Consider the following 14,440-nt stretch of genomic DNA (forward strand, 5'->3'; position numbering starts at 1 on the left):
CTCAGTACCTTGTGGGGCAAGAGTTTGATTCTCCTCGCCCCCTGATTCCATGGCTGGGCTTTCTGGCTCAGAATCTTTGGTCTCAGCAGCTACTTTAGATGGTGGCTGGGACTCAGTACCTTGTGGGGCAGACTCACCAACATCTTTTACCCCCTCAACTGAATTCTCCAGCTGTTTCTCCTCACCCTTTTGTTCCGCAAGAGATTGATCTTCTTCGCGTCCTGATTCCACGGCTGGGGTTGCTGGTTCAGAATCTTTGGTCTCAGCAGTTTCTTTAGATGGTTGATTAGACTCAGTACCTTGTGGGGCATGAGTTTGATTTTCCTCACCCCCTGATTCCACGGCTGGGCTTGCTGGTTCTGGTTGCTTCGGCTCGGCTTTGGGTTTGTCAGGTGTTTGTTTCTCTCCTGGTGTTGCTTCTGTACCCGGCGTTTCTTCTGCTCCTGGTCTTGATTGTCCTATTCCATCAGCTGGTTTTGTCTCTGTTTCATTCTCTACTATTGGAGTTTTTTCAGGTTGAACTGGTCTACTTTCCTCTAGATCTGGAGTTACAGGTTGTGTTGGTTTTGGTGCAACTTCTTCCTTAGTCCCAACTACAATCACCTTGTCCACCGGATCTTTTGTGATTATATTTTCTATAACTTTGCTAGATTTTTCCCCATTAACGATAGTGACTTCCGTATAGATGGTGCGTTCACCAACAACACCTTCTTGAACAACTTTAGTTTGCCCTTTAGCTAAGGTTGCATCTTCTTGTTCTATCGTTTGGAAAACAACCTCCTCTGTAGTGATTAGCAATTCTGGTTTCTCTACTGTGGCATTTAACACACCTTCCTCAGGACTTGTTTTATAATCACTATTATCTTCTGCTTTCGGTTGTTCTACTTTGGGATTTCCTGCAACTTCTTCCTTAGGCCCTATAGGCACAATTTCATCAGGAGCTTCAACAATTTTCTCAACTGCGTAGGATGGTTGAGGAGATTGCACAAGGTCTTCAGTCGAGCTAAAATGAGATGCAGTCTGTGGTACAATCTTCTTAGATTGAGGTTCTGAACTTTCCTCCTTTTGAGATAATGCTGGCGACTCTACCTTATCAACAGAAAGTTCCTTACTAGCACTATCTCTTACCAAATAATATCCCGTAAATTCGTATCCTTGGACTCTTTCAGGACTTGGTAGAAACTGACCTTCTACTCTCTTAACAAGGGCTGGTTGCAATTCTACCAAATTTTCTAAAGCAGAGATGGATGCTACCCAGCCACCAACAGCAAAGACTGTCACAAGGAAGTAAGACGCTCCCCTTTTTCTCTTGATTAAAGTGAAGGAAAGCAATAATAATCCTGCTCCCAAGATAAACATCCCATCATTAGAAAAAAGACCTGTTTCTGGTAATCTTGTAGCCAATTTTCGATAGATAAAGTAGTATTCTTTTCCCTCTTTTACCTCAATTTTATTTTCTTCAAACCATTGCAACTCAGATTTTAGCTTTTCAGGTAAATCCTGCTCATCCAAATAATGACTTGAAATTAGTGTTGAACTCGTTTCTGTAGCCTGTACAGGCTGAGCACCCATACCAGCAAAAAATAAACTCGTTCCTAGCAAGACCGAGCAAGCTCCTATTGCATATTTCCTCAAAGAAAAACGCTGCTTTCTCTCAAATTGAAATTCTTTCATCCCATCTCCCATCATTCATTATTACTGTATATTTAGTATATCAGAAATAATCTGTATTCACAAATCTTTCTAGTTATTCCCTTATCATTCCTAATTAAAGTAGACAATATACAATAATTTTTAGTTAAATGTATATCAATGTTTTTTGTTTTTCTTAACAAAAACAATACAAAAAGAGCCTGTTGCCAAGCTCTTTAGTCTATTATTTCTTCTCAGCGCGAAGAGCTGACAAGATTTGTGTACGGATATCATCCACACCATTTGGCGTATTTGGTAAAAAGATAGTTTGATTTCCTTTAGAGGCAAAGGTGTTCAAGGTATCCAAATACTGGTTGGTCAATAGGATGGACATGATTTGTTCTTCTGTCATGCCAACATTGGCTTCCTTGAGTTCGGTGATAGACTCTGCTAAGCCATCCACAATTGCCTTACGTTGTTGGGCAATCCCCACACCATGAAGGCGGTCTTTTTCTGCTTCGGCTTCAGCTGCAGTGACGATTTTAATTTTATCGGCTTCTGCCAATTCTTGCGCTGCGACCCGTTTGCGTTGCGCCGCATTGATTTCATTCATGGATTGCTTAACTTCTGCATCTGGCTCCACCTTAGTAATCAAGGTTTTCACGATAATGTAGCCGTAAGTGGTCATTTCTTCTGCTACTTGGTGTTGAACTTCAAGGGCAATCTCATCTTTTTTCTCAAACAATTCGTCCAAGGTTAATTTGGGAACAGAAGAGCGAAGAGCATCTTCGATATAAGATTTAATCTGAGATTCTGGACGCATGAGTTTATAGTAGGCATCTGTCACGCTCTGCTCATTGACACGGTACTGAGTCGCTACATTCATCATCACGAACACATTGTCCTTGGTCTTGGTCTCAACCACAATATCACTTTGCAGCAAGCGCAACTGAATGCGTGCTGCAATCGAGTCAATCCCAAAAGGCAAGCGAATATGAATACCGCTGTTGGAAACCTTTTGGTATTTCCCAAAGCGTTCAATAATCGCCACCGACTGCTGACGAACCACATAAACTGTACTCAGTGTGACTATCACCAATAGGAGCACACAAACAATCAGAAAAATCATGAAAAATATTGCCATAATGGAACCTCCACAAGTATTTTTCTAGTATTATATCACATTTAAAGAAGGCTGTGCCGTTTTTACTGCGATTTTTCCTGAAATGTCAATAATTAGAGGTGAAACTGCATTTCAAGTTAGTAATCTCTTTTTTTTCACTGCATTAACTTCTATAGAATCTTCATCCATAGTCAGAGAATGACTTGCCTTAACTTTTCTCTCGTGCTATACTATTTATGAAATTAATGAATAGGAGATATTTCATGAAATCAGCAAAAACTACTGTTACAATCCTTTCTGCACTTGCATCTGTCGTCTTATTATCTAGTTGTGCAACAAAGTCTACAGAAACACAGACAAGCAATAAGAGCTCATCTGATAATCAGATTACAATGACATATGACCAACTACGGTCAAGAGAAAATACTATGTCAACCCTTTGGTATCAAAAATCAGCTGAAACCAAAGCCTTGTATCTACAAGGTTATAATGTTGCCACAGATCGTCTAAAGGAATTACTGAAAACAGAATCAGACAAGCCTTATTCAATCATTTTGGACTTAGATGAAACAGTCTTAGATAATAGTCCTTATCAAGTTCAAAATATCAAAGACGGAACAGCATTCACACCTGAAAATTGGGATATTTGGGTTCAAAAAGCTGCAGCAAAAGCCGTCCCAGGAGCCAAGACGTTTCTTCAATTTGCCAATCAAAACGGCATCCAAATTTACTATATTTCTGACCGCTCAGTTAATCAAATAGATGCTACGATTAAAAATCTAGAAAACGAAGGAATCCCTGTACAAGGGCGTGATCACCTCATGCTCTTAGAAAGTGGTGTAAAATCCAAAGAAGGGCGTCGCCAAGCAGTTCAAGAGAAAACTAATCTAGTATTACTATTTGGTGATAACCTCGTAGACTTTGCAGATTTTTCGAAGATTTCTGAATCTGACCGTGATAAACAACTTGAAGAATTGCAAAAAGAATTCGGTGAAAAATTCATCATCTTCCCAAATCCAATGTACGGATCATGGGAAACAGCTGTCTACGCTGGCAATAAATTGGATGCTAAAGGTCAAGTGGAAGAACGCCAAAAGGCTTTGCAAGGTTTTAATAAATAAAACAAATAAGCTGATTCTATATAAACTAAGGTTAACTTACAATCTTCAAAAAGTGGATAGGAAGGAATTCTGATAATCAGAAAACTTTCCTATCCACTTTTTTAATTGATATAACATCAAGCTTTTATACATCTGATACTATACGTTTTTCTGATTTTAAAGACTTTGTCGCCTAGACCCTATATTTCAAGCATTAAGTGACCTTGATGATATAAATTTATTGTGGTATACTATTTTTGTCATCGGTTACCGATTACGTTCCTATGGGTTCGTGAGAGGAGGTGAAACTAATGAGCCTTATCCCAGAGCTCGCTCTTACTATTATAGCAGACGTCATAGCTGGAATCATCTTGTATTTCGTTTGCAAATGGCTAGATGGTAAGAAGTAGACCGACTGACTAGCCTATCAACACCCGTTAAATCGCTAAGATACGTCAAAAAAGCCCTTAACTATGGCACTAGTTAGGGGATTTGGTGTTCTAATGAACCTTATCCATTAACTACATTCTAGCATATAAGCCCAGATATTTCAAGAGTTTTATTTATTATTTAAAGTTCCTTAGTTCTGAAAGGTATTTGATTTTTCATCAATTCATTTAAAAATACTATACAAATTTCTTTACATTTTCCATAAGTGTGATATAATGAACTCAATAAGATAACTTGTGAAGGATAAACGCTGGGTCCCAGAATGGGGTAGACTGAAAGGTTGAGCATTCCTATGTGCCTGGGGTTATCTTTTTATTTTGATTTTTTAAGGCTCTCTACAAAGTTTAGAGGGTCTTTTTCTATTTCTGTAATGATAAAGTCAACAAATTGCTGTGAATAGGTATAGTGCTCAGACTTACCTATTTTATGGCAATATGCAAATTTCTCGTCAGTTTTTATTGAATAGAAATCAATGATTAAGGTTAGAACATATTGATTGAAACCAGATTTATAATTTAATTTGATATTCTTCTTGTTTAATCGATCATTTACAACTGAGATGATATTCCCGTATGAATATTTGTGAGTCTCTGATGGATCTTTTAAATCTTTTACTATTGCTACTTGAGAGGGAGATTGATTTGCAATTGAGACAACGAAGTCAGCTTCAGACTTTTTCTTTGTGATGTATAGGTTTTGTTTTACACCGATTGCAAATTTATCTGAATTATACTCAGAAACAAGAACATCTATAGCATTTGCTTGCTGAATAAACTTTTCTGCAATTTCCGCTGGGTATTTTAGTCTGATTTGTTCATTTGTCAGAGGCTCATAACTTGCTGATATAGTTAGGAAATTTTGTGCAATGGTCTCAGTGATGTCTCTACCATGAAATCTCTGAAGTTCATTGACATAGTTAAGTACACACGCTTGAAATAGTGGAGCGTACTTTAGTTCGTAATCCTCTGTAATATAATGTGTGCTGATATTTCTAAGCTCAATAATACGCTCCAGATTTAGTCGAATTCGTGTACTATCATCGGAATAAATTTTCTTGATAACATTTTCAAGGCTGAGAGTTCTATCTGGATTATCCTTAAAATAGATTGATAGATTTCTATTTAGCATTTCAGACTTCAACATCAACTCCCAAGCATTACATATGAAAAAACTGAATCCTTCAATACGATATTTGATTGTAGGCTTGTTGTAAATTTCCAGCCCCATAATAAAGGCCTCAACACTTTTATCAACAAGTCGTTGACTTAAATTTTTCATATTTTTCTTCCCTCCAATCTAACTATTAAGCAATCTTTTTAATAAAAACAGTTGCTTTTTATTTTTTTCTTATTCATTTGTCAAATTTGCCGTTTTTTACAGTTTAGTTTATAAAGTCGGATTTCCCTTCCTCCATAATTTTCTTTTATAAAACATCAAGCCCTTAACTGACATCTGATTACTAAACAGGTAACTTACGAAAAATACGCAGACATATCAGAATTACAAGAGAATTTCTAATATCACTATATCGCTTCTTTTATTAAAGACTAACTTTTTTGTTAAAATGTTTATACTCAACAAAAATCAAAGAGCAAATTAGAAAACTAGGATTATATATTCCTGTAGAATATACCAAAACACCCCTTAACTATCGCACTAGTTAAGGGATTTGGTGTTCTAATGAACCTTGCCTATCGATTTTATTCTAACATACAGGTCCAGATATTTCAAGAGTTTTATTTATTATTTAAAGTTCCTTAGTTCTGAAAGGTATTTGATTTTTCATCAATTCATTTAAAAATACTATACAAATTTCTTACATTTTCCATAAGTGTGATATAATGGACTCAATAAGATAACTTGTGAAGGATAAACGCTGGGTCCCAGAATGGGGTAGACTGAAAGGTTGAGCATTCCTATGTGCTGGGGGGTATCTTTTTATTTTGATTTTTTAAGGCTCTCTACAAAGTTTAGAGGGTCTTTTTCTATTCCTGTAGAATATACCAAAACACCCCTTAACTATGGCAGTAGTTAGGGGCTTTGGTGTTCTAATGAACCTTATCCGATAAAATTATTCTAACATACAGATCCAGATATTTCAAGAGTTTTATTTATTTTTTAAAGTTCTGGAAAGGTCTATAATGAAGTTAGCCATCTAGTATCAAAAAACCAACTAGCTCCTATGAACTAGTCGGTTTCTAATCAATGTGCCAACATTTCTTGGGCGATTTCTTGTCCAGATAGGTTATCTGGGTAGTAGGTTGGCCAGTTATCCATTTCTTCAAAGAGGGCTTCTTGGCTGGTGCCTCCAAAGAAGATATGGAAATGTTCTGCCTTAACTGGGGCGATATTGTGGTCACTAAACTGAACATACTTGAACTGTCCAGCGTCCGCATCTGTCGCTTCAAAGAGGAAGCGCACACCACGATTACCTTTCTTGTAAGTTAAGATTTTCTTTCCAACATACTTATAAGTATATTTCTTACTTTGTCCACCTTGAACAAATTCCATAGTGTTATCAGTAATATTAATCTTAGTCACATCTGTCTGATAGCCTTTTGTATAGTAGGCCTTGTACTCAGCCTGAGTCATCTTACCAGTCAACTTAGCCTTGTAGTCAAAGACTTGATCAAAAGTTCCATCTTCAAGGAAAGGATAAACTGATTGCCAGTTACCTGCATAGTCACTCAAGGTGCGGTCCTTGACGTCTGCATCCTCAAAGTAACCATTTTGAACTGTCTTGGTATCCTCTGCCTTTTCAGGCTCGATTGCTGGACCTTCTTGGTCCGTTGTTTGTTTCAAAGCCTTGAGGTTTTTCTCCATGATAGAGATGTAATTTTCTCCCGCCTTGGTGTCCTCTTCTGTCAGACTTTCTAAAGGATTAAGGACATCTGTTTTGACACCTGCCTCTTTTGAAAGTGTGTTAGCAAGGGCTTGTGAGGCATTTTCTTCAAAGTAGATATAGGCGATTTTATTTTTCTTGACGTACTCTGTCAATTCTGCCAGACGTGCAGCTGATGGCTCTGCATCTGGTGAGAGACCTGAGATTGATACTTGCTTGAGACCGTAGTCCAAGGCAAGGTAGTTAAAAGCTGCGTGCTGAGTCACAAAGCTCTTTTGTTTGGCTTGAGACAAGCCTTCTGCATAAGCCTTATCCAATGTTTGCAATTTTTCGATATAGGCAGATGCGTTCTTTTCAAAGGTCTCTTTTTTATCAGGATAATCTGCCGATAAGCTGTCACGGATGTGCTCTACTAGTTTAATGGCACGAACTGGTGATAACCAAACATGGGGGTCAAACTCATGGTGATGGCCTTCTTCTCCATGGTCATGGTCTCCCTCTTCTTCCTCACCACCTGGCAAGAGCAACATATCGCCTGTCGCCTTGATGGTTTTCACTTTTTTCTTATCCAAAGTATCTAGCAATTTAGGAACCCAAGTTTCCATGTTTTCATTTTCATAAACGAAGGTATCTGCATCTTGGATTTTGGCAACTGCCTTGGCAGACGGTTCGTATTCATGGGGTTCTGTACCAGCACCGATGAGGAGTTCTACATTAGCAGTATCTCCTGCGACTTGCTTGGTAAATTCATAGACAGGGTAAAAGGTTGTCACGATATTGAGTTTGCCATCTGCCTGTTTTTGATTGGAACAAGCCACTAAAAACAAGGCACATAAACTGGCTAGCAATAAGCTAATTTTTTTCATCTTAGTCTCCTATTTGATAAAACGTCTTACTAAACTAATTAGTAAGAAAACAGTTACAAAAATAATGGTAATACTTGCACTTGCAGGTGTTTCTGCATAGTAGGAAATGTAAAGTCCTGCTACCATTCCCAAAAATCCAATAGCACTGGCTAACAGCATAACCGATTTAAAGTTTTTCCCCAGACGCAGGGCAATACTAGCTGGCAAGACCATGATAGTCGATACCAGAAGAGCTCCCGCAGCAGGAATCATAAGGGCAATGGCCACCCCTGTCACCATGTTAAAAAGAATGGACATGGTACGAACTGGCAAGCCATCCACAAAGGCCGTATCCTCATCAAAGGTCAGGATATACATCGGACGAAGGAAGAGGAAGGTCAAAATCAAGACAACCGCCGCAATGACAAAGAGGGAAATGACCTGCTCTTCACTGATAGTCACGATCGAACCAAAAAGGTACTGGTCCAAACTCATAGAACTGGAGCTTTTACCCTTGCTCATGACAATCAGAGAAACAGCCAGACCTGTTGACATGAGGATAGCTGTCCCGATTTCCATAAAGCTCTTGTAAACCGTACGGAGATACTCCAGAAAGACCGCCGCAATCAAGACAATGGCAATCGTAGAAACAGTCGGAGAAATCCCCAGAACCAGACCAAAAGCTACACCCGACAGCGAGACGTGGCTAAGAGTATCACTCATCAAACTCTGACGACGCAAGATAAGGAAGGTTCCAAGAACTGGCGAGAAAAGACTCATAGCAATAACCGCCAGAAAGGCGCGTTGCATAAAGTCATAAGATAATAAACTAAGCATGGCCCACCTCCTGGTCATTCTCATGAACGTTGAAACAACGCCATGGTGAGTCTTGGTTACGGACTAGATGGATATTGCGGTCCGCATAGTCCTTAACTTCTTCAGGGTCATGGGTAATCATCAAAACAGCCTTGCCATGATGATGGGCGCTGTGGTGCATGAGTTCGTAAAATTCATTTTTACTTCCTGCATCCATCCCCGTTGTCGGCTCATCTAGGATAAACACATCTGGATCCGAAGCAAACATGCGCGCAATCACCGCTCGCTGCTTTTGTCCCCCAGATAGAGAACCCAAGCGTTTGTCTCGATGTTCCCACATGCCAACTGAGTCCAGACTAGCCTTGATATGCTCCTCATCATGAGCATTCAAGCGACGGAACCAGCCTTTTCTCGGATAGCGACCCGACTTGACAAATTCATAAACCGTACTTGGAAAACCAGCATTAAAACTGGCAATCTGCTGGGGAAGATAGGCTATTCTCAATTTATTTCCCTGAGTATTTGTCTTTGAAATGGTCACCTTTCCAATGCGTGGCTGAAGAATTCCAAGACTGGCTTTGATCAGTGTCGTCTTAGCCGCCCCATTCTCCCCCGTCAAGGTAACAAATTCCCCACTATCAACACTATAATTGATATGTTCAAGAACGGGCTCCTTATCATAATAGAAGGATAAATCCTCTACCGTAATATATCTCATTATTTGATTTCTCCTACTAAAGCAGTCAAAAACCGCTGGATCACTTTTTGTTCATTTGGAGTAAACTGAGTCGCCACTTGTTCATAGGTTAAAAGTGTATGCTCATGGTGATGATGATGCTCCTCAGCGATTGGACGAGCCAAGTCAGTCAACTGATAAAAAACCACACGCGCATCCTTAGGATCTTTAGATGTTTCCAACATCCCTTCCTTGACCAAAGACTTAATGGCCTTGGTAACTGCCGCCTGACTGACATTGAGGCGACGTGCCAATTCTGAATTTGTTAAAGATTCCTCTGACAAAAGCATGAGAATGTGCTCCTGGGTATTGGTCAGGGCCACCTCACTAGTGCAATGACCTATTAGGATTTCATGTTGGTTTTCCGCCTGTAAAATCACCTCATTCAAAAAGCCATCGATATCCTTCGCTAGCTGTCTCATATCTGACTCCTTTCCTTTTGAACTTCTCTTTTTTAAGAGAAAAATACTATTCTGTTGAATTTTGTTTACCAGTTAATTATATCACAAGCAAAAAAAGAGTCAAGAAAAAACGTGAAAATAGGCTTCATTCTTGAACTCTTCTGTCATTCATCTACTGAAATTCCTTGACATCTCCATCATAAGTCGCCCAATCTTTGCTGAAAAAGCGCTCATTCAGATGGTAAGCCGGAGCTGGTGTGGGATTGGATAGGAAAGGATCAACTGCCTTGTCAAAAGCCAACCAACCCAACCAACCAAGGTGGATGGTATCCTTCATAAAGAAAGGATCCCCGCCATCCTTAGAAAAATCTGCTATATTGGTAAAACCTTGACTCTCTAACTGGTAGCGAATCTTCTGCACCGTTTGTTGGTACATATCCTCTCGTAGACCAGCATAATCCATCCATTTTTTATTAACAGGTGGAATGATAAAAATCGGGTTTACCTTGGATTTAGAAAACTGGGTTAAAACTAACTGCAGGTCATTATACTCTGGCGACTTGAGATAGGTGAAGTTTTTCTGAGAATCCTTTAATTTCTTCAAATCCTTCTTAATCTGCTTATTATAGAAATCATTCTCCATTCCCAGATCATTATTGGAAGTATTCTTTTCTGCATCTGATTTGACAACATCTTCTATTGCTTGATAAGAAAACTGGTCTGGCAAGGTCTTTAAATACTTAACTACATGCTTACCATAATTAACATAGCCTCTAACTGAAAACTGTCCAAAAAAGGAAGCCTGGCGTTCATTAAACCGAGCCAATAATTCAATCGTCTCATTGTCTGCCGTCGACAATTCTTCTTTGCTTGCCAACTTCTGAACCAAATCCTTCATAGCTACGTTGGGAAACTGCTGTAGTAAGCGAGTCGCCGCATATTGGCTAGCCTGATCTCCAGATTGATGTTCCAGAAAACTGGTCAACTGGTCTCCATTAAAATACTGCTGGAAGGCTGCTGGCTCATAGCCATTTTTACTGAACCACTGAGGTGAGATAACATACACAACTTGTTTATTCTCCAGTTGTGGCAACATCTGTTGCATTCCAAAATACTGGTTAAGCGATGCAGCTCCCCTCTGTCCTAAAAGATAAGGACGGTAGGAGCGATTGTATTTCTCAGCTAATACCGCAGGATGAGCACCGTCAAAACGAAGCCATTCACTAGAGCCAAAGAAGGGAACAAAACGCATATTTGGATCAGATAGTGCTCTGACTTTTTGACTTCGCTCCTTAAAACTATCGATAGTAGTAGCCACCGCTGAACGCTTTTCAGCTCCTAGATTATGATGCATCTCAGTAGGATAAAAGAAAATGAGCAGAAAAACCAACAAACCAGCTATCAAGACCGGTCCGAAGATCATCCATAAGCGTTTAAGCATTTTGTAGCTCCACAATACCAGCTATGATTTTATTAGCTGTATTCCAGTCGTCGCGACCAAACTCTGTTACAGGGACACGAATGTCAAAACGGTTCTCAATCTCCACAATCAATTCAACCGTTCCCATACTATCCAAGACACCTGCATCAAAAAGATCTTCATCCATCATGTCAGAAACATCTTCCATAAACAACTCATCAATAATTTCGATAACTTCTGATTTGATATCCATATTTTATTTCCTTTTATTTTTTAAACCATAAATCATTCAAGAATCCAGAAAAGATTAAGAATGACAGCATGACGACATGGAAGGTGACAACCATGCCAAGCAACTGAATCCAGCGATTCTCAGGTAGAGCAGGCTTCCCTGCTTTTTTCCGTTCCTTATTGAGCGTTTTTTTCTTGCGAATCCAAGCGTCATTGATAACCAGTCCAATCCCATGAAAGAGTCCATAGGCGATGTAGTACCAGGTCACACCGTGCCAAAATCCCATAATCAGCATATTGACAACGTAGGCTACACTTGAGGTTACATTGCGATTTTTAAAGACCTTCTTTCTGGTCAATACCATGACCATTCTCATAAAGACAAAGTCACGGAACCAGAAAGACAGACTCATATGCCAGCGATTCCAAAACTCCTTCAAATCCCTTGATAAAAAGGGCTTGTTAAAGTTGATAGGGCTACGGATTCCCATTAAATTTGAGATGGCTAAGGCAAACATAGAATAACCTGCAAAGTCAAAGAAAAGTTCCAGACCAAAGGTATACATAACTGCCAAGGCATAGAGGTTAAAGAAGCCACCTGACTGCAAGGCTAGATTCTTCAAAGGAGGCAACAAGGTCTCTCCTAAAACATGAGCTAGGATAAACTTATACAAAAATCCCCACATGATATAGCGAACAGATTCATCCAGCATATCCATCAACTCATCCCGCTCAGGAATGGTCTGATAATTTTCATTAAACCGCTTAAAGCGATCGATTGGGCCACTTGAAAAAGTCGGCATGAAGAGAAGGAAACGGAGGAATTCCCAGAGGGTAAAATCCTTAATCACTCCATCTCTCAGCTCGATGATAATCCCAACCGAACGAAACGTCAAATAAGAAATTCCCAAAAATCCAAGCAAAGACTGCGTTCCATTGATAGCTGGCTGCACCTTGACAAAGATAATCGGAAGAAGGGACAGAAAGCTAACTAGGTAGAAGACCCACTGGCCATCCTTACTTTTTCGATAATGCTTGTAGAAGAGTACGAGCAATATTTCCCAGCACAGATAAATACCCAAGGCAGCTAGTTGATTGGTCTTCCCACCTACCAACATGGTGACGATAAAGAAGAGGCTAACCAGCACTTCATACCAGGCAAAGCGTTTCTTGAAAAAGAGGCCGATAAAGATGGGCAAGGTTGCAGCAATCACATAGACAAAATACTGAGGATTGCCGTATGGCTCTAAATGAGGAAGCTGTTGAAAGAACTCCATCATCTCTTATTCACCTCGTTAATCAATCCTTTAATGTCAATCTTTCCATTTGGAGTCAGTGGCAAACTGTCTTGATAAAGGAATTTAGACGGCATCATGTAGGACATCATGATATCTGTTAAATCTTCCTTGATAGCCTTGGTAATATCGATATCACGTTCAAACTGTTCACGAACACCGTCTTTTAAGATGACATAGGCCAACAGATTTTGTACCTTGTGGTCCTTATTATAGCGCGGTACTGCGACAGCAGACTTGATATAGCGAGACTTATTAAGATTTTGAGAGACATCTTCTAACTCAATGCGGTAACCGTTGAACTTAATCTGGAAGTCCATGCGTCCGCCGTAGAGAAGCAAGCCTTCATCTGTCATAGTTCCCACATCGCCTGTGTGATAGGCTGGCAGACCTTCAAATTCAAAGAAGGCTTCCGCTGTTTTTTCAGGATTGTTCATATATCCTTTTGAAACAGCTGGTCCTGACACAATGATTTCTCCCTGTTGACCATTTGGCAATTTATTGCCGTCCTCGTCAATGATAAAGGTTGGAGAATCAGCCTTGGTATAGCCGATTGGTAGGCGTTTGAGAGTCGCTAGCATCTCGTCTGTCACAGCAACTGCTGATAGGGCTACTGTCGCTTCTGTTGGGCCGTAGGCATTGATAATACGGGCATTCGGGAAACGCTCACGTAGTTTTTGAGCTGTTTTGACCGTCAATTCTTCGCCATCAAAGTAGAAATGCGTGATTCCAGGCATTTTCTGACTATTGAAGTCTTCTGACAACATGGCCATATCTGCAAAAGAAGGGGTTGATGTCCAGATAGCAATCGGCAATGAAAAGATAGTCGCAAAGAGTTGCTTAAAGTCCTGAGTAATAGCTGAAGGAAGAGCGAAAAGCGTACCACCCAGTGCCAAGGTCGGCGCCCAGTACATGACAGACAGGTCAAAAGAATAAGGTGGCTGAGCCAGCATTTGCGGACGACTTGGCGTCGCAAATTCCTTATCCGTAATCATCCAGTTGGTAAAGCTGAGGAGGTTATCATGGGAAATCTGCACTCCCTTAGGCTTACCAGTCGTACCAGAAGTAAAGATAATGTAGTAGTTATCATCGCCCTTGACTGGATGCGTGATCTCATAGCTAGTCCCTTGAGCAAAGGCTTCTTGAACCTGAGCTAGATTCATCATCGGTGTAGAAACCTGCTCCAATGGAAAGTCTGAAATGGCAATAATCAAGCTTGGCTCCGCTACTTCTAAAATAGCTGAAACTCGCTCCAAGGCCGAATGGCTGTCAATAGGAATATAGGCATGACCTGACTTAGTCAGCGCTACAAAGGTTGCCAACATTTCATATTCTTGGCCACCAAAAACAACCACAGGAGACTTCTCAGGCAAGCCTAGTTGGTCAATGGCTGCAGCCAAACTATCCGAATCAGCCTTTAAATCGCCATAAGTATGTTCCTGCCCCAAAACATTGTAAACAGGATAGTTAGGCTGTGTCTGAGCAAAATGCTCAATGGTTTCAATCATATCTGCTATTGGTTTATTTGACACAATAGGGATTCTCCTTC

General features: G+C 40.0%; 12 protein-coding genes. 1 reads left to right on the forward strand and 11 read right to left on the reverse strand.

Annotated elements, in window-relative coordinates; all coding sequences use genetic code 11:
• Both HT719_RS02765 and HT719_RS02770 read right to left on the reverse strand, forming a co-directional pair.
• Positions 1–1,674, reverse strand: a 1,674-nt coding sequence (locus HT719_RS02765; protein ID WP_240156544.1) for a G5 domain-containing protein, incomplete at its 3' end; no start/stop codon positions are given.
• Between the two features lie 202 nt (positions 1,675–1,876).
• The gene (locus HT719_RS02770; RefSeq protein WP_000963957.1) at positions 1,877–2,776 is read right to left on the reverse strand and encodes an SPFH domain-containing protein; all 900 of its coding nucleotides are present in this window, start codon (positions 2,774–2,776) and stop codon (positions 1,877–1,879) included.
• 242 nt (positions 2,777–3,018) lie between these two features.
• Here HT719_RS02770 and HT719_RS02775 point away from each other — a divergent pair, with 242 nt between their 5' ends.
• Positions 3,019–3,876, forward strand: coding sequence for a 5'-nucleotidase, lipoprotein e(P4) family (locus HT719_RS02775; RefSeq protein WP_000833516.1), 858 nt, complete (start codon positions 3,019–3,021; stop codon positions 3,874–3,876).
• A gap of 741 nt (positions 3,877–4,617) precedes the next feature.
• Here the strand turns inward: HT719_RS02775 and HT719_RS02780 are convergent.
• The 9 genes from HT719_RS02780 to dltA form a co-directional block, all read right to left on the reverse strand.
• On the reverse strand, positions 4,618–5,583 hold the full coding sequence (locus HT719_RS02780) for a DUF3644 domain-containing protein (RefSeq protein WP_000793783.1): 966 nt from the start codon (positions 5,581–5,583) through the stop codon (positions 4,618–4,620).
• Between the two features lie 924 nt (positions 5,584–6,507).
• The gene (gene adcA, locus HT719_RS02785) at positions 6,508–8,013 is read right to left on the reverse strand and encodes a zinc ABC transporter substrate-binding lipoprotein AdcA (protein WP_000724077.1); all 1,506 of its coding nucleotides are present in this window, start codon (positions 8,011–8,013) and stop codon (positions 6,508–6,510) included.
• Positions 8,014–8,022: 9 nt separating this feature from the next.
• On the reverse strand, positions 8,023–8,829 hold the full coding sequence (locus HT719_RS02790) for a metal ABC transporter permease (protein ID WP_000950038.1): 807 nt from the start codon (positions 8,827–8,829) through the stop codon (positions 8,023–8,025).
• Entirely contained in the window at positions 8,822–9,526 is a 705-nt protein-coding gene (locus tag HT719_RS02795; RefSeq protein WP_023934246.1) for a metal ABC transporter ATP-binding protein, read from the reverse strand. The genes HT719_RS02790 and HT719_RS02795 overlap by 8 nt, the downstream gene beginning before the upstream one ends.
• Positions 9,526–9,966: a zinc-dependent transcriptional regulator AdcR gene (gene adcR / locus HT719_RS02800; protein WP_050208104.1), complete on the reverse strand. Its 441-nt coding sequence runs from the start codon at positions 9,964–9,966 to the stop codon at positions 9,526–9,528. Before adcR ends, HT719_RS02795 begins: the two co-directional genes overlap by 1 nt.
• 151 nt (positions 9,967–10,117) lie before the next feature.
• On the reverse strand, positions 10,118–11,386 hold the full coding sequence (gene dltD / locus HT719_RS02805) for a D-alanyl-lipoteichoic acid biosynthesis protein DltD (protein ID WP_172928169.1): 1,269 nt from the start codon (positions 11,384–11,386) through the stop codon (positions 10,118–10,120).
• Positions 11,379–11,618, reverse strand: a complete 240-nt coding sequence (gene dltC / locus HT719_RS02810) for a D-alanine--poly(phosphoribitol) ligase subunit DltC (RefSeq protein WP_000351967.1) — start codon at positions 11,616–11,618, stop codon at positions 11,379–11,381. The genes dltD and dltC overlap by 8 nt, the downstream gene beginning before the upstream one ends.
• Positions 11,619–11,631: 13 nt before the next feature.
• Positions 11,632–12,876: a D-alanyl-lipoteichoic acid biosynthesis protein DltB gene (dltB, locus tag HT719_RS02815; RefSeq protein WP_172928171.1), complete on the reverse strand. Its 1,245-nt coding sequence runs from the start codon at positions 12,874–12,876 to the stop codon at positions 11,632–11,634.
• On the reverse strand, positions 12,873–14,423 hold the full coding sequence (dltA, locus tag HT719_RS02820) for a D-alanine--poly(phosphoribitol) ligase subunit DltA (RefSeq protein WP_172928173.1): 1,551 nt from the start codon (positions 14,421–14,423) through the stop codon (positions 12,873–12,875). Before dltA ends, dltB begins: the two co-directional genes overlap by 4 nt.
• Between the last annotated feature and the right edge of the window lie 17 nt (positions 14,424–14,440).

It is taken from the genome of Streptococcus sp. k-378, from assembly GCF_013277505.1.
Classification (GTDB): Bacteria; Bacillota; Bacilli; order Lactobacillales; family Streptococcaceae; genus Streptococcus; species Streptococcus pseudopneumoniae.